11 protein-coding genes are annotated in these 13,932 nt (G+C 74.9%); 5 read left to right on the forward strand and 6 right to left on the reverse strand.

Going from position 1 to position 13,932, the window contains the following annotated elements; all coding sequences use genetic code 11:
* Positions 1-17 precede the first annotated feature (17 nt).
* Together H7X46_RS03450 and H7X46_RS03455 are read left to right on the forward strand one after the other, a co-directional pair.
* Positions 18-2,039, forward strand: a complete 2,022-nt coding sequence (locus tag H7X46_RS03450; RefSeq protein WP_186358018.1) for a thioredoxin domain-containing protein — start codon at positions 18-20, stop codon at positions 2,037-2,039.
* A gap of 38 nt (positions 2,040-2,077) precedes the next feature.
* Positions 2,078-2,638, forward strand: coding sequence for a hypothetical protein (locus tag H7X46_RS03455; RefSeq protein WP_186358019.1), 561 nt, complete (start codon positions 2,078-2,080; stop codon positions 2,636-2,638).
* A gap of 32 nt (positions 2,639-2,670) precedes the next feature.
* On the opposite strand, the gene H7X46_RS03460 is transcribed toward H7X46_RS03455, so the two are convergent.
* On the reverse strand, positions 2,671-3,300 hold the full coding sequence (locus H7X46_RS03460) for a hemolysin III family protein (RefSeq protein WP_186362417.1): 630 nt from the start codon (positions 3,298-3,300) through the stop codon (positions 2,671-2,673).
* 133 nt (positions 3,301-3,433) lie between these two features.
* Between H7X46_RS03460 and H7X46_RS03465 the strand changes: the two genes are divergently transcribed.
* Positions 3,434-4,204 carry an isoprenyl transferase gene (locus H7X46_RS03465; protein ID WP_186358020.1) on the forward strand — a complete coding sequence of 257 codons (771 nt, stop codon included), beginning with the start codon at positions 3,434-3,436 and terminating at the stop codon, positions 4,202-4,204.
* Positions 4,205-4,338: 134 nt separating this feature from the next.
* Here H7X46_RS03465 and H7X46_RS03470 read toward each other — a convergent pair whose 3' ends face one another.
* Together H7X46_RS03470 and H7X46_RS03475 are read right to left on the reverse strand one after the other, a co-directional pair.
* The gene (locus tag H7X46_RS03470) at positions 4,339-4,779 is read right to left on the reverse strand and encodes a hypothetical protein (RefSeq protein WP_186358021.1); all 441 of its coding nucleotides are present in this window, start codon (positions 4,777-4,779) and stop codon (positions 4,339-4,341) included.
* Between the two features lie 762 nt (positions 4,780-5,541).
* Positions 5,542-5,931, reverse strand: a complete 390-nt coding sequence (locus H7X46_RS03475; protein WP_186358022.1) for a hypothetical protein — start codon at positions 5,929-5,931, stop codon at positions 5,542-5,544.
* 315 nt (positions 5,932-6,246) lie between these two features.
* Here H7X46_RS03475 and H7X46_RS03480 point away from each other — a divergent pair, with 315 nt between their 5' ends.
* The gene (locus H7X46_RS03480; RefSeq protein ID WP_186358023.1) at positions 6,247-7,503 is read left to right on the forward strand and encodes a DUF885 domain-containing protein; all 1,257 of its coding nucleotides are present in this window, start codon (positions 6,247-6,249) and stop codon (positions 7,501-7,503) included.
* Between the two features lie 458 nt (positions 7,504-7,961).
* The gene (locus tag H7X46_RS03485) at positions 7,962-9,242 is read left to right on the forward strand and encodes a PhoH family protein (protein WP_186362418.1); all 1,281 of its coding nucleotides are present in this window, start codon (positions 7,962-7,964) and stop codon (positions 9,240-9,242) included.
* A 75-nt stretch (positions 9,243-9,317) separates the two neighbouring features.
* Here the strand turns inward: H7X46_RS03485 and H7X46_RS03490 are convergent, their stop codons facing one another.
* The 3 genes from H7X46_RS03490 to H7X46_RS03500 form a co-directional block, all read right to left on the reverse strand.
* Positions 9,318-10,763 (reverse strand): GuaB1 family IMP dehydrogenase-related protein, encoded by a 1,446-nt coding sequence (locus H7X46_RS03490; protein WP_186358024.1) that lies wholly within the window; start codon positions 10,761-10,763, stop codon positions 9,318-9,320.
* 31 nt (positions 10,764-10,794) lie between these two features.
* Complete coding sequence (locus H7X46_RS03495) at positions 10,795-12,321, reverse strand: ATP-dependent DNA ligase (RefSeq protein WP_186358025.1); 1,527 nt, start codon at positions 12,319-12,321, stop codon at positions 10,795-10,797.
* A 63-nt stretch (positions 12,322-12,384) separates the two neighbouring features.
* Positions 12,385-13,908: an EAL domain-containing protein gene (locus H7X46_RS03500; protein WP_186358026.1), complete on the reverse strand. Its 1,524-nt coding sequence runs from the start codon at positions 13,906-13,908 to the stop codon at positions 12,385-12,387.
* Between the last annotated feature and the right edge of the window lie 24 nt (positions 13,909-13,932).

A 13,932-nucleotide genomic window follows, 5' to 3' on the forward strand; every position in this document is an offset into this window, starting at 1 on the left:
TCTGCCAGGCTGGGCGGATGCCCAACCGGCTCGCGACGGCCACCAGCCCGTACCTGCTCCAGCACGCCGACAACCCGATCGACTGGTACCCGTGGTCGGCAGCGGCGTTCGCCGAGGCGCGCCGCCGGAACGTCCCGATCCTGCTCTCGATCGGCTACGCCGCCTGCCACTGGTGCCACGTGATGGCGCACGAGTCGTTCTCCGACCCGGAGATCGCCGCCGTCGTCAACCGGGGGTTCGTCGCGATCAAGGTGGACCGCGAGGAACGCCCGGACGTCGACGCCGTCCACATGGCCGCCACCCAGGCGCTCACCGGACAGGGCGGCTGGCCGATGACCTGCTTCCTCACCCCGGACGGCGAGCCGTTCCACTGCGGGACCTACTTCCCGCCCGAGCCCCGGCATGGGCTGCCGTCGTTCCGGCAGCTGCTGGACGCGGTGTCCGCGGCCTGGGCGTCCGACGGCGACCGGGTCCGGTTCGCGGCCGGGCAGATCGCCGGGCAGCTGGCCGAGCAGGCGGCGACCGACCCGGAACCGGTCGCCGTGGGGGAGCAGACCCTCGACGACGTCGTCGAGGAGCTCGCGGCCGGGTACGACCGGGTGCACGGCGGGTTCGGCGGCGCGCCCAAGTTCCCGCCCTCGATGGTGTGCGAGTTCCTGCTCCGCCACCACGAGCGGACCGGCTCGGAAGCGGCGTGGCGGATGGTCACCGGCACCTGCGAGGCGATGGCCCGGGGCGGGATGCACGACCAGCTCGCCGGCGGGTTCGCCCGCTACTCCGTCGACGAGGGCTGGACGGTCCCGCACTTCGAGAAGATGCTCTCCGACAACGCCCTGCTGCTGCGCGCCAACGCGCACCTGGGGCGTCGGGGTTCCGCACTGGGCGAGCGGGTCGCGGCGTCCACGGCCGCGTTCCTGCTCCGGGACCTGCGCACCGCCGAGGGCGGGCTGGCGTCCGCGCTCGACGCGGACACCGACGGTGTCGAGGGACTCACCTACGTGTGGACGCCGGCCCAGCTGCGCGAGGTCCTCGGCGACGCCGACGGCGACCGGGCCGCCGCCCTGCTGGGGGTCACCGAGGCCGGGACCTTCGAGTACGGGGCCTCGACCCTGCAGCTGCGCCAGGACCCGGACGACCCCGCCTGGTGGGAGCGCACCCGGGCCGCGCTGCTCGCGGCCCGCGACCGGCGCCCGCAGCCGGCCCGGGACGACAAGGTGGTGACCGAGTGGAACGCGCTCGCCGCCGTCGCCCTGGCCGAGGCGGGGGCCGCGGCCGGCGACGCGGACTGGGTGCGGGCGGCGGGGGAGATCGTCGACCTGCTGCTGGACGTGCACGTCGTCGAGGGGCGGCTGCGGCGGTCGTCGCGACACGGTGTGGCCGGTGACGCCGACGCCGTGCTCGCCGACCACGCCCTGCTCGCCGCGGCGCTGCTCGCGCTGCACCAGGCCACCGGGGACCCCGCCCGGCTGGCCTCGGCGCTCGACCTGCTGGACACCACGCTCGAGCGGTTCGCGGTCCCCGACCGCCCCGGCACCTACCGGGACACGGCGGCGGACACCGCCGACGCGGCGCTGCTGCCGCACCGGCCGCGGGAGCTGACCGACAACGCGTCGCCGTGCGGGACGTCGGCGCTGGCCGAGGCGCTGGTGACGGCGTCCGTGCTGGCACCGCCGGAGCGGGCGGCCGGGTACCGGGAACGGGCGGAACGGGCGCTGCGCACGGTCGGCACGCTCGTGCCGCGCGCGCCGCGGTTCCTCGGGCACTGGCTAACGGCGGCCGAGGCACTGGTCGCCGGCCCGGCCCAGGTCGCGGTCGTGGGGGAGCCCGGGGGCGGCCCGCTGACCAGCCGGGCGCGCCGGGACGCGCCGGGCGGCGCCGTGGTCGTCGCGGGGGAGCCGGACGCCGCCGGCGTCCCGCTGCTCGCCGGTCGCGGCCCGGTCGAGGGGGCGCCGGCCGCCTACGTCTGCCGCGGGTTCGTCTGCGACGTTCCGGTGACCACCCCGGACGAACTCTCCGCCCTGCTCGCACGCGCGACGTAACTGTGTAATTCTGTAATCATCGAGCACGGAGGTGCGTGATGAGGACAGGACGAGGACGTGGCGGGTGGCAGCAGGCGGAGCTGCCCTCGGCCGACGACGCGGCGGCGTGGTTCTCCGGGCGGCTGCCGGACGGCTGGTTCACCGGCGCGCCGGAGGTCACCTGCGACCGGGACGAGATCGTCGTCGTCGGCGAGCTCCCGCCCCTGGAGGACGAGTACCCGGACACGGACGCCGGCCGGGCCGACGCGGCCGCGGCGGAGGCCGGCCGGATCTCTCGGTTCCGCGAGGACACCCGGGCGAAGCGGATCGAGATCGCCCGCCAGGCCGAGGCCCGCTACCAGCGGAAGGTCGCCTGGGGTGCGCGGATCGGCGGGACCCGCGAGCTGTTCACGACAGCGTCGGTGCCGGTGATGACGAGGCTGCGGCAGTCCGAACGGATCGTGCTGGACACGCTGGTCGACGCCGGCGTCGCCCGGTCCCGGTCGGACGCGCTCGCCTGGTCGGTCCGCCTGGTCGGGGAGCACGCCGACGAGTGGCTCGCCGAGCTGCGGGCGGCGATGGCACGGGTCGACGAGCTGCGGGGCCAGGGGCCCTCGTGAGGGGATAGGAGGGTCGGGGCCCTCCGAACCACTCACGGGCGCAGGAGCACCAGCCAGATCGCGACGTGGTGGCAGGCCCAGGCCAGGACCGTCGCCGCGTGGAAGAACTCGTGGTACCCGAACGTCGCAGGCCACGGGTCCGGGCGGCGCAGCGCGTACATGACCGCGCCCGCGGTGTAGAGCGCCCCGCCGACGAGCAGCAGGACGAGCGCGGCGACCCCGCCGCCGGCCAGCAGCCCCGGCAGGACGAACACCGCGACCCAGCCGAGCGCGACGTAGACCGGGACGCCGACCCACGCGGGGGCGGTCGGCCAGGCCAGCTTCAGGGCGACCCCGGCCAGCGCGCCGCCCCAGACCACGGCCAGCACCCAGGTGGCGGTGCCGGCGGGCAGCGCCAGTGCCGAGACCGGTGTGTACGTCCCGGCGATGAACATGAAGATCATCGAGTGGTCGAGGCGCTTCATCAGCCGGCGGCGGGCCGGGTCGGTCCAGGTGTGCCGGTGGTAGAGCGCGCTGATCCCGAACAGCCCGAACGTCGTCGCCGTGTACACGGCGGTCGCGACGGCCGCGGCCGCGCCGACCAGCGCGCCGGCGACGCCGATGAGCGCCGCGCAGGCGAAGACCGAGGCGACCAGGCTCCACAGGTGCAGCCAGCCGCGCATCCGGGGCCTGACCGGAGCGGGGAGGGCGCTGCTCACCGGGGACACGGCTCGACGCTACGTGCCTCAGCGGCGGGCGTCGCCCGGTCCGGACGAACGCCACAGGCCGCGGGGGACCCGACTAGGCTCCCTCCCCGTGGCCGTCCGAGATCTGCTCTACACGGTGTACGAGCGCAGGATCCTGCGCCAGCTCGACGGAGCCGAGAGTCCGAAGCACGTCGCGCTGATCCTCGACGGCAACCGTCGCTGGGCCCGCGAGGCCGGTCTCGACGATCCGGCCGAGGGACACCGCGCCGGCGCGGCGAAGATCGCCGAGATGCTCGGCTGGTGCTCCGAGGCCGGGGTCGAGGTGGTGACGGTGTTCCTGCTGTCCACCGACAACCTCGGCACCCGGTCCCCGGACGAGCTGAAGGACCTGCTGGAGATCATCGGCGGGGTCGTGGACGACCTCTCCGGCCCGGACACGCCGTGGCGGCTGCGGGTGGTCGGGGCGATGGAGCTGCTGCCGCGCTCGCTCGCGGACCGGTTGACCGCCGCCGTGGCGCGGACCAGCGACCGTGGGGGCCTGCAGCTGAACGTCGCCGTCGGGTACGGCGGACGGCAGGAGATCGCCGACGCCGTCCGGAAGATGCTGCTGACCGAGGCCGAGGCCGGCCGGACCATCGAGGAGCTCGCCGAGAGCCTCGACGTCGACCTCATCGCGGAGCACCTGTACACGTCCGGACAGCCGGATCCGGACCTGGTCATCCGGACCAGCGGGGAGCAGCGTCTGTCGGGCTTCCTGCTCTGGCAGTCGGCGCATTCGGAGTTCTGGTTCTGCGAGGCCTACTGGCCGGAGTTCCGCCGGGTCGATTTCCTCCGCGCGCTGCGGGACTTCGCCGCCCGGCACCGGCGTTTCGGCGGCTGAACGGAATTCGACCGTAACCTCCGGGGTGCTCGCTCGTTAGTGCGCATTCCGGTGCGGTCGGCCCCGTTCCGGGAACGACGAAGGCCCCGGGGTGAATCCCCGGGGCCTTGCGCTGCACGGAGCAGGAGGGCGACCTACTTGGTGCCCTTCTCGCCGTCCTGGTGCGAGCCGCCGTCGTTCGACTGGTTGAACTCGTCCCCGGCGTCGGAGGCGTTGGTGCACTGGACGCTGTTGTCCGAGGTGACGCCGGAGGAGTTCTCGGCCTCCGAGAAGAGGCCGCCCAGGGCGCCCTGGACCACGCTGTTGCCGTTGGCGGCGGTGAAGCAGGTGGTCGGGGACGTGTTCACGTTGTTCCCCGAGATGTTGACCAGGCCACCGTGCGCGGACTTGTCGGCGACGTTGCCACCCTCGTGACCGACGTGGACGTCGTTCTTCTCGACGGTCTTGTTGTGGCTGTCCTTGGTCTTGTTGAAGCTGTCGTTCGCCTCGTACTCCTCGCCCGCGAACGCCAGCGGGCTCACCGCGACGAGCGACGCGGCGCCAGCCGCAGCCACGATCCCAGCCTTCTTCAGCACAGTCCGTCTCCTGTTGAGTAGGAGAGTGCGCGCGGCAGAGCCGCGCACACTCTCGGTACCTGTCGACGCTCGAACCGGGGAGCCCGCGTCGACTGTGCGTCAATCTATCGGAGGGTTTCGAACGGGACAATCTGACCCTCCGTGTTTTTCCCGGGCGATGCCCCGATCCATTCGTGGACCTGCGGATTCGGACGGGTGAGCAGCGGCCGGCTCGGCGTGGCGGACGGGCGTGTCGCGGTAAGGCTGCACGGTGCAACGGTGTGGGCCGGTCGGTCCGGCGACCGGCGCCCGGACGGTGGGGCGGGCGGGCTGAGTGCTGCGGATACGGGCCGCGCTGTGAGTGTTCCGGCTGTCGGTGCCGCACGAGATCGGACGGTGCTCGCGAGATCGGGCGGTGCTCGCGTGTTCGGGCGGTGCTCGCGAGAACGGGTGAGCGTTCGCGAGTTCGGTGAGCGTTCGCCGCCGCCGGTGGCCCTTGCCTCGCATCGGCTCGCCTCCCGCGAGCGCTGGGGTGCGCGACGACGGGCCACGGCCGGCGGCGCACCGCGGCGCCCCCCGAACCTAGTGACTACACAGAGCGATCAGCGCGAAGGAGATCGGGGGAGCGCATCGATGGCCGTCACGCGACCGGGTGACGACATGCGATGCATGCTGACGGTCCGTGCCTGCCGTGCAGAATCCGGCACCCGTCCGGGCGGTCCACCGGAAACGCGAAATGCCCCGGGGTGAACACCCCGGGGCATTTCGGTGATCTGATCGAGATCAGTCGGCGATCGTGTCGCCCGCGCCCGACTCCTGCGCGCAGTTGTCGGACTGGTCGGTGGTCGAGTCGCCCGACTTGGCCTTGGCCTCGCCCAGGATGCCGAGGGCACCGGTGATGCCGTTGAGGGCAGCGCCGTCCTCGACCGGGACCTGGATGCCCAGGGCGTTGACCGGCACGTTGTTGTTGCAGGCCTGGATCGGCACGTTGACGTTGTTGCCGTTCAGGCCGGCGATGAGGCCCTTGGCGTCCTTGTCGATGACGTTCTCGGCGCCGTGGTGCTTGCCACCGTGGCCGTGGTCGTCACCCTTGTCGCCGGCGAAGGCGAGCGGGCTGACGGCGAGCAGGGACGCGGCCGAGGCCGCAACCACGATTCCAGCCTTCTTCAGCACAGTTCTTCTCCTGTTGGATCTCTGAGTCCGCCCGAAGCCGGTCTCACGCCTGCCGGCACGCTGACAGTGGGGGAGCCCGTACCGACTGCGCAACAATCTATCCCCTGGATTCCCGGTCCCACAAACCGCGCAACACCATCGGGGGACCCTATTACTTTCCGTTCGGTTACTCCCCGGATCGGGGAATTCCGGTGGGTCCCGAACGGGATCCGGGGCCCCCAGATCGGACACGCTCGGTGAGGGGATACGTCCGAACGGACGCGTACCCTCGCGCGCGGGGCGTCGTTCGCTCCCCGGGCCGCCTACGCTCCGGGAATGTCCCTGACCGGGTTGCTGCGCGCGGCGACGGAGCTCGCGTTGCGTCTGGAGCGCCTGCGGCCCGGCGTCCTGGACGGCCCCGTCCCGGACCGGGCACTCGCCCGCCGGGTGGACGACGAACCCCGTCCGGAGCCCCGTGACCTCGTCGCCGACGCCCGGCGGCTCCGCCGCGACGTCGCCGTGTCCGGCCTGCCCGACCCGCGGCGGCGCTACCTGGAGGCCGTGCTGTCCGCTCTCGACTGCCACGCGCGGCTGCTGGCGGGCGAGCGGCCCGGCTACGTCGAGGAGGTCCGGGCGCTGTTCGGGGTGGTCCCGCGCCGCGGCGACCCCGACGGGTACCGCGAGGTGCACCGCCGGCTCGGTGCGCTGCTGCCCGGCCACGGACCGGTGGCCGCGCGGATGGGCGCCTACCGGGACGCCGACGTCGTGCCGCCCGGCCGGGTGGGGCAGGCGGTGGCCGCGGTGACCGCGGAGCTGCGCGGCCGGGTGCACGCCGAGCTGGGGCTCCCGGCCGCGGAACGGGCCACCGTCGAGCTCGTCGGCGAGCGTCCGTGGACGGCGTTCACCCGGTACCGCGGCGGCTTCCGGAGCCGGGTGTCGATCACCACGGCGACCCGGTTGCGGGGCGGCTCGCTGCTGCCGCTGCTCGCCCACGAGCTCTATCCCGGCCACCACACCCAGTACTGCCGCGCGGAGCTCGCCGCCCCGCGCCACCCCGAGCTCGCGTTGCGGCTGGTGCACGGCCCGCTGGGCCTGGTCGCGGAGGGTGCGGCCGAGGCGGGCGTGACCGCGCTGCCCGGTCCGGGCTGGGGCGCGCCGGCCGAGAGGGCGCTCGCCCGGGCCGGTGTCCGGATCGACGGCGGGCTCGCCGAGCGGATCGAGGCGGAGCTGGACCTGCTCGGCCGGGTCCGGCAGGACGCCGCGCTCCTGCGGTACGTCGACAATGCCGGCCCGGACGAGGTCACCGGCCACCTGTCCCGCTGGCTGCTGATCCCGGAAGCGCGGGCGCGGCGGATCCTCGCGTTCCTCGACCACCCGCAGTGGCGCGGCTACGCGGTCGCCTACGCCGAGGGCGCGCCCCTGGTCCGGGACTGGCTGGCCCGGTACCCGCACGGCCCGGTCGCCGGCCTGCGCACCCTGCTGGACACGCCGGTCCTGCCCGCGGACCTGCTCACCGTGGGTGGTGGTGCGCCGCGGAAAGGTGCCACAGCGGCAGCAACTGCCGGGCCATCGTCCGCCCGTTCGCATCAGTGACGCTACGACGAACGGAGCGCGGCCCTCCGTGTCTACGCAGGTGGAATCCGCGTCGGACGGTAGTGAGCGTGCGATGAACGGCCGGTAACGGCTGTGCCATCGGGGTTCACCTCACACGTCCGACGGCCGGTCGCTATTGACCGCACGAGGGTGACCACTAGTAGCGTCCGGTTCGACGGGTCGTACCCGATGCGACCCGTCCGGGAGGCCCTGAACGTGGTGTCGAACGCACCCGAGGAGGGCCGGCACCCGGCCCTCGCGGGCGTGCCGGCCGGCGGACCGCACGGTCCACCGGCGCGGTCACGTCCCGCAGCAGGGCCGGCCGGCCCGACGCAGAGCAGGCGTGGTGCCGCGCCTGCGAGGGAGCACCCGTGACCGATCGTCGCCCCGCCCTCACCGACCGGCTTCCGCTCACCGAGGCGGTCGGGGACGCACCGGCAGGCCCCACCCGCTGCTACGTGCTCGACACGTCCGTTCTGCTGTCCGACCCGTGGTCGCTGCTCCGTTTCGACGAGCACCAGGTCGTCCTGCCGCTGGTCGTGATCTCGGAGCTGGAGGCCAAGCGGCACCACCCCGAGCTCGGTTGGTTCGCCCGGACCGCACTGCGCCAGCTCGACGAGATGCGGGTCAAGCACGGCCGCCTCGACGCGCCGATCCCCGTCGGCGACAAGGGCGGGACCCTGCACGTCGAGCTCAACCACTCCGACCCCACGGTCCTGCCGGCCGGGTTCCGCACCGACTCGAACGACTCGCGGATCCTGGCCTGCGCGCTGAACCTGAAGGCCGACGCGGGTTCCCCGTCGGAGGTCACCCTGGTCACCAAGGACATGCCGCTGCGGGTCAAGGCGGCGGCGGTCGGGCTGGACGCCGACGAGTACCACGGCCAGGACGTCCTGTTCTCGGGCTGGACCGGGATGACCGACCTGGAGGTCTCCGCCGACGACGTCGACACCCTGTTCCGGGACGGCGTGCTCGACCACGACGCGGCGCGGGAGCTGCCCTGCAACACCGGGCTGCGGCTGATCGGGGCGTCCAACGCGCTGGGGCGGGTCACCGCCGACAAGCAGGTCAAGCTGGTCCGCGGTGACCGCGAGGCGTTCGGGCTGCACGGGCGCTCCGCCGAGCAGCGGATCGCGCTCGACCTCCTGCTCGACAACGAGGTCGGGATCGTGTCCCTCGGGGGCCGCGCCGGTACCGGCAAGTCGGCGCTCGCCCTGTGCGCCGGGCTGGAGGCGGTGCTGGAGCGCCAGGCGCACCGCAAGATCGTCGTGTTCCGGCCGCTCTACGCCGTCGGCGGGCAGGACCTCGGCTACCTGCCGGGCAACGAGAGCGAGAAGATGCAGCCCTGGGCGCAGGCCGTGTTCGACACGCTCGGCGCGCTGGTCAGCCAGGACGTCATCGACGAGGTCATCGCCCGCGGGATGCTCGAGGTCCTCCCGCTCACCCACATCCGCGGGCGGTCGCTGCACGACACGTTCGTGATCGTCGACGAGGCCCAGTCGCTGGAGCGCAACGTGCTGCTCACGGTGCTGTCCCGGCTCGGCGCCGCGTCCCGGGTGGTGCTCACCCACGACGTCGCCCAGCGCGACAACCTGCGCGTCGGCCGGCACGACGGCGTCAACGCCGTCATCGAGAAGCTGAAGGGCCACCCGCTGTTCGCCCACGTCACGCTGACCCGCAGCGAGCGCTCGCCGATCGCGGCGCTGGTCACCGAGATGCTGGAGGGCCCGAACTCGTAGCGGTCCCGCCGTCCGGAGGCACCGTGGCCCCCGCGCACCGCCGGTGCGCGGGGGCCACGGCCGTGCCGGGGAGCCCTACAGCCCGTGCGGGGTGCCCTCGGTGAACCCGGCGGTGGTCTGCACCCCGACGACGGAGCGCTCGTGCAGCTCGTCCAGGGTCCGGGCGCCGGCGTAGGTGCAGGCCGAGCGGACCCCGGCGCAGATCGCGTCGACGACGTCCTCCACCCCGGGCCGCTCCGGGTCGAGGCGCTGCCGCGACGACGAGATGCCCTCCTCGAACAGGGCCTTGCGGGCCCGCTCGAAGGCGTTGTCCCCGCGGGTCCGGGCACCGACCGCCCGCTTCGAGGCCATGCCGAACGACTCCTTGTACGGCCGGCCCTGCTCGTCGGTCAGCAGGTCGCCGGGGGACTCGTAGGTGCCGGCCAGCCAGGAACCGATCATCACCGACGCGGCGCCCGCGGCGAGCGCCAGCGCGACGTCCCTCGGGTGCCGCACACCGCCGTCGGCCCAGATCACGGCGCCGCGCTCGCGGGCCGCGGCGGCGCACTCGGCGACCGCGGAGAACTGCGGCCGCCCGACCCCGGTCATCATCCGGGTCGTGCACATGGCGCCCGGGCCGACACCGACCTTGACGATGTCCGCGCCGGCGTCGACGAGGTCGGCGACCCCGTCGGCGGTGACCACGTTGCCGGCCGCGACCGGCACCCGGGCGCCGGTCTCGGACACGACCCTGCGCACCGCGCCGAGCGCGTCGAGCATCTTCTCCTGGTGGCCGTGCGCGGTGTCCACCACGAGGACGTCGACGCCGGCGTTGAGCAGCGCCTTCGCCTTCACCGCGACGTCGCCGTTGATCCCGATCGCGGCCGCGGTGCGCAGCCGGCCCGCCCCGTCGAGCGCGGGCGTGTAGATGCCGGCGCGGATCGCGCCGAGCGGGGTGAGCAGGCCGGCGAGGCGGCCGTCGCCGTCGAGACCGAGCGCGACCGTCCCACGGCGGGCGTCGAGCTGCTCGAACACCTCGCGCGGCGCGGTGTCCAGCGCCACGGCGACCGGGTTGGGGTCGAGGACCTCGGCCAGCCGGGTGAACCGGTCGACGCCGGTGCACGCCGCGTCGTTCACCGTGCCGACCGGGCGGCCACCGTCGTCGACGATCACGACGGCGTCGTGGGCCCGCTTGGGCAGCAGGTTCAGCGCGTCCGCGACCGCGTCACCGGGACGCAGCACGAGCGGGGTGTCCCAGACCGGGTGGCGGGACTTCAGCCAGGACACGATCTCCGCGACCGCGTCCGTGGGGACGTCCTGCGGCAGCACGGTCAGCGCGCCGCGGCGGGCGAGCGTCTCGGCCATCCGGCGGCCCGCGACGGCGGTCATGTTCGCGGCCACCACGGGCACGGTGGCGCCGGTACCGTCCGGGGTGCTCAGGTCGACGTCGAACCGGGACGCCACCGAGGACCGTCGCGGGACGAGGAAGACGTCGTCGTAGGTGAGGTCGTGATCCGGCGAGCGGTCGTCGAGGAAGCGCACGGTATCGGAATGGTACGCCTGCCGCGGTGGGTCAGCCGGACAGCAGCGCCCGCACCGCTTCGAGGGTGTCCGCCTCGTCCGGCGTCTTGTCCGGCCGGTACCGCACCACCCGCGCGAACCGGAGGGCGACGCCGCCCGGGTAGCGGGTGCTGCGCTGCGCCCCGTCCAGCGCGATCTCCACGACCAGCTCCGGCCGCAGGTACACCACCCCCGGTTCCTCCGCCCGCGCGTACCGCGGGAACGTCTCGGTCTGCCACGCCAGCAGCTCGTCGGTCATGCCCTTGAACGTCTTGCCGACCATCACCGGCTCGCCGCCGTCCGGGTCGCGGGCACCGAGGTGGATGTTCGACAGCGACCCGGTGCGCCGGCCGTATCCCCACTCGGCGCCGAGCACCACGAGGTCGAGCGTGTGCACCGGCTTGACCTTCTGCCAGGCCTTCCCGCGCCGGCCCGCCGCGTAGGGCGCGGCCAGGTCCTTCACGACGACGCCCTCGTGCCCGGCGCCGAGCGCCGCGTCCAGCACCGCGGCGGCCTCCTCCGCGGACGGCCGCCGCGCGCCCGGCATCCGCAGCGGCGCGTGCTCCCCGGCGGCGAGCAGGTGCCCGAGCGCGTCGAGCCGGGTCTCCAGGGCCTCGTCGACGAGGTCCCGGCCGTCGAGGTGGAGCAGGTCGAAGAAGAACGGGGACAGCAGGACGCCCTCGTCGGCGTCCGACCCGAACCGGCTCATCGTGTCCTGGAACGGGCGGGGGCGGCCGTCGTCGTCCAGGGCGAGGGTCTCGCCGTCGAGCACCGCGGTGTCGCAGGGGAGCCCGCGGACGTGCGCGGCCAGCTCCGGGACCGCGGCGGTGATCTCGCGCAGGGTGCGGGTCCAGACCCGGACGTCGTCGCCGCGGCGGTGCACCTGGATCCGGGCGCCGTCGAGCTTGTGCTCGACGACGACCCCCGGGCCGAGCGCCGCCAGCGCGGCGTCCAGCGAGGCACCGGGGGAGGCGAGCATCGGCCGGATCGGGCGACCGACCTCGAGCCCGATCGCGGCGAGCGCGCCGGTGCCGCCCCCGAGCGCGGTCGCGGCCGTCTCCGGGAGCCGCCCGGACAGCATGAACGCCCGCCGCACCGCTGCCTGGCCCGCCCCGGACGCGGCGGCGACCGCGTCCACCATCAGGCCCTCCAGGGCGCCCTGGCGCAGCTCACCGGTGAGCAGCCGGTGCAGGAACCGTTGCTCGTCGGTGGTCGCCGCCCCGTAGAGCCGCTCCAGGAGCTCCCGGCGGCGCAGCGCGGACCCCTGCCCGGCGGTCCCGGCCAGCTCGTCGAGCAGCCCGTCGACCTGCCCGACCGTCAGCGACGGCGCGCCGGCCGGTGCGACGTCGACCGCGGCGAGGGTCCGCCAGCCGGTGCCGATCCGGCCCTGCCGCGGGAACCCGGACAGCCACGCCACCACCGGCTCGACCTCGCCGGGCGCGGCGGCGCGCAGCAGCTCGGCGAGCGCGGTGGTCTTCTCCGAGCGCGCGCGGGTCGCCCCGACCGCGGCCGAGGTGGTGACGACGTCGGTGAACAGCACGGGGTCATGAAAGCAGCGACCCCCGACAGCCGCGCGCCGCCGCGGCGGGTGACCGGGCGGCGGTCAGGCGCTGCGGGCGGGGCGCTCGCGTCCGTGCTCGGGCCGCGGCGCCGCGGGCCCGTCGGGCACGGCCTCGGACGCCGCACCGGCCGGGCGGCCGGTGGAGGGTGTGCCCTCGGACGCCGCGCCGGCCGAGCGGGCGGTGGACGGCGCGGCCTCGGGTGCCGTGCCGGCCGGGCGGCCGGCGGATGGCGCGGCGGCGGGATGCGCGCCGGTGGCGCGCGCCGTGCCGGGATCCCCACCCGACGGCGGCTGCGGCACGACGATCGGCCGCGGCGGACCGCCCACCGGGCCGGCCCCGGCCGGCCGGATCGCCTGCCGCCACAGCTCGGCGACGGCGACGACCCCGCGGCAGGCCCCGTCCGCGGCGACGACGACCAGGTCGTCGTACCCGCGGGCGGGGTCCCCGGCCAGGCTGAGCTCGAGGGCCCGGGCGAGCGGGGTGCGCTCGTCCATCGTCCGTGGCGGGTCGGCCAGCTCCCGGGCCGGCTTGTCCGCCCAGAGCGCGTGCCCGAACCGGCCGGTCATGGTGAGCAGGAACCGGCTCCGGTCCAGGTAGCCGACCGGACGGTGCTCGTCGTCGACCAGCACGATGCCGACCGTGTCCGGGTGCTCGCGCATCGTCTCGCGGACCGTGTCGCCGGTGACGTCGTCGGGCAGGGTCACCGCGGGTGTCGCGAGACCGCGCACCGGCGGGCCGGCTGCGGCCACCGCGGGCGGAGCCCCGGGCGGGCCCGCGCCGCCGGCTCCGGCGGGCGCCGGGGAGGAGGCGGGGCCGGCCTGCGCCGGGGGGCGCGGCGCAGGTGAGCCGGCACCGACGGGCGTCGTCCGGAGCAGGACCAGCAGCTCGGACGCCGTCACCGGGTCCGGCTCGGGCGCGGCCCGCACCCCGCCCAGCAGCGGCCCCTGCGCGAACGCGACCCCGATCGCGTACAGCCCGGCGAGGCGGCTCCGGTCCCGCACACCGGTCGCGGCCACCGGCACGCCGACCGCGCGGGCGACCTCCAGCACGGCCCGCACGACCGCACCCGTGCCCGCGTCGAGGACCCCGTCGGCGAGGCCCGGCTCGAGCTTCACGACGTCCGGACGGGCGGCGGCGATCACCTCCGGCCCGAACGCGCGGCCCCCGCCGTCGAGCCCGATCCGGAAGCCCCAGCGCCGCAGCTCGGCCAGCGCCGGGACCAGGTGCTCGGCCTGCGCGGCCGCGGCGATCGGCGGCCCGACCTCCAGCAGGGGCGCCACGGCGGTGCCCCCGAGCATGGCCCGCAGCCGCTCGCGGGCGTGGAGGACGGTGTCGGCCGCGACGTCGACCTGCACCGGCACCGACCCGGAGCCCCGCCGTGCCGACGCGACCGCGGACACCGCGGTGCTCGCGTCGAGCTCGGCGATCTGGCGGGCGTCCCAGCCGCGGTCGGCGGCCTGCACGGCGACCGCGTCGTACGGCCGCCGGGGCACCACCTCGACGCCGGCGAAGCGGCCGCTGCGGAGGTCGTGCACCGGCTCGTACGCGAAGCGCTCATCGGTCATGCGACTGGTCCGTCCGGGGGGTGG

The sequence above is a fragment of the Pseudonocardia sp. C8 genome (genome assembly GCF_014267175.1).
Taxonomy (GTDB): Bacteria; Actinomycetota; Actinomycetes; order Mycobacteriales; family Pseudonocardiaceae; genus Pseudonocardia.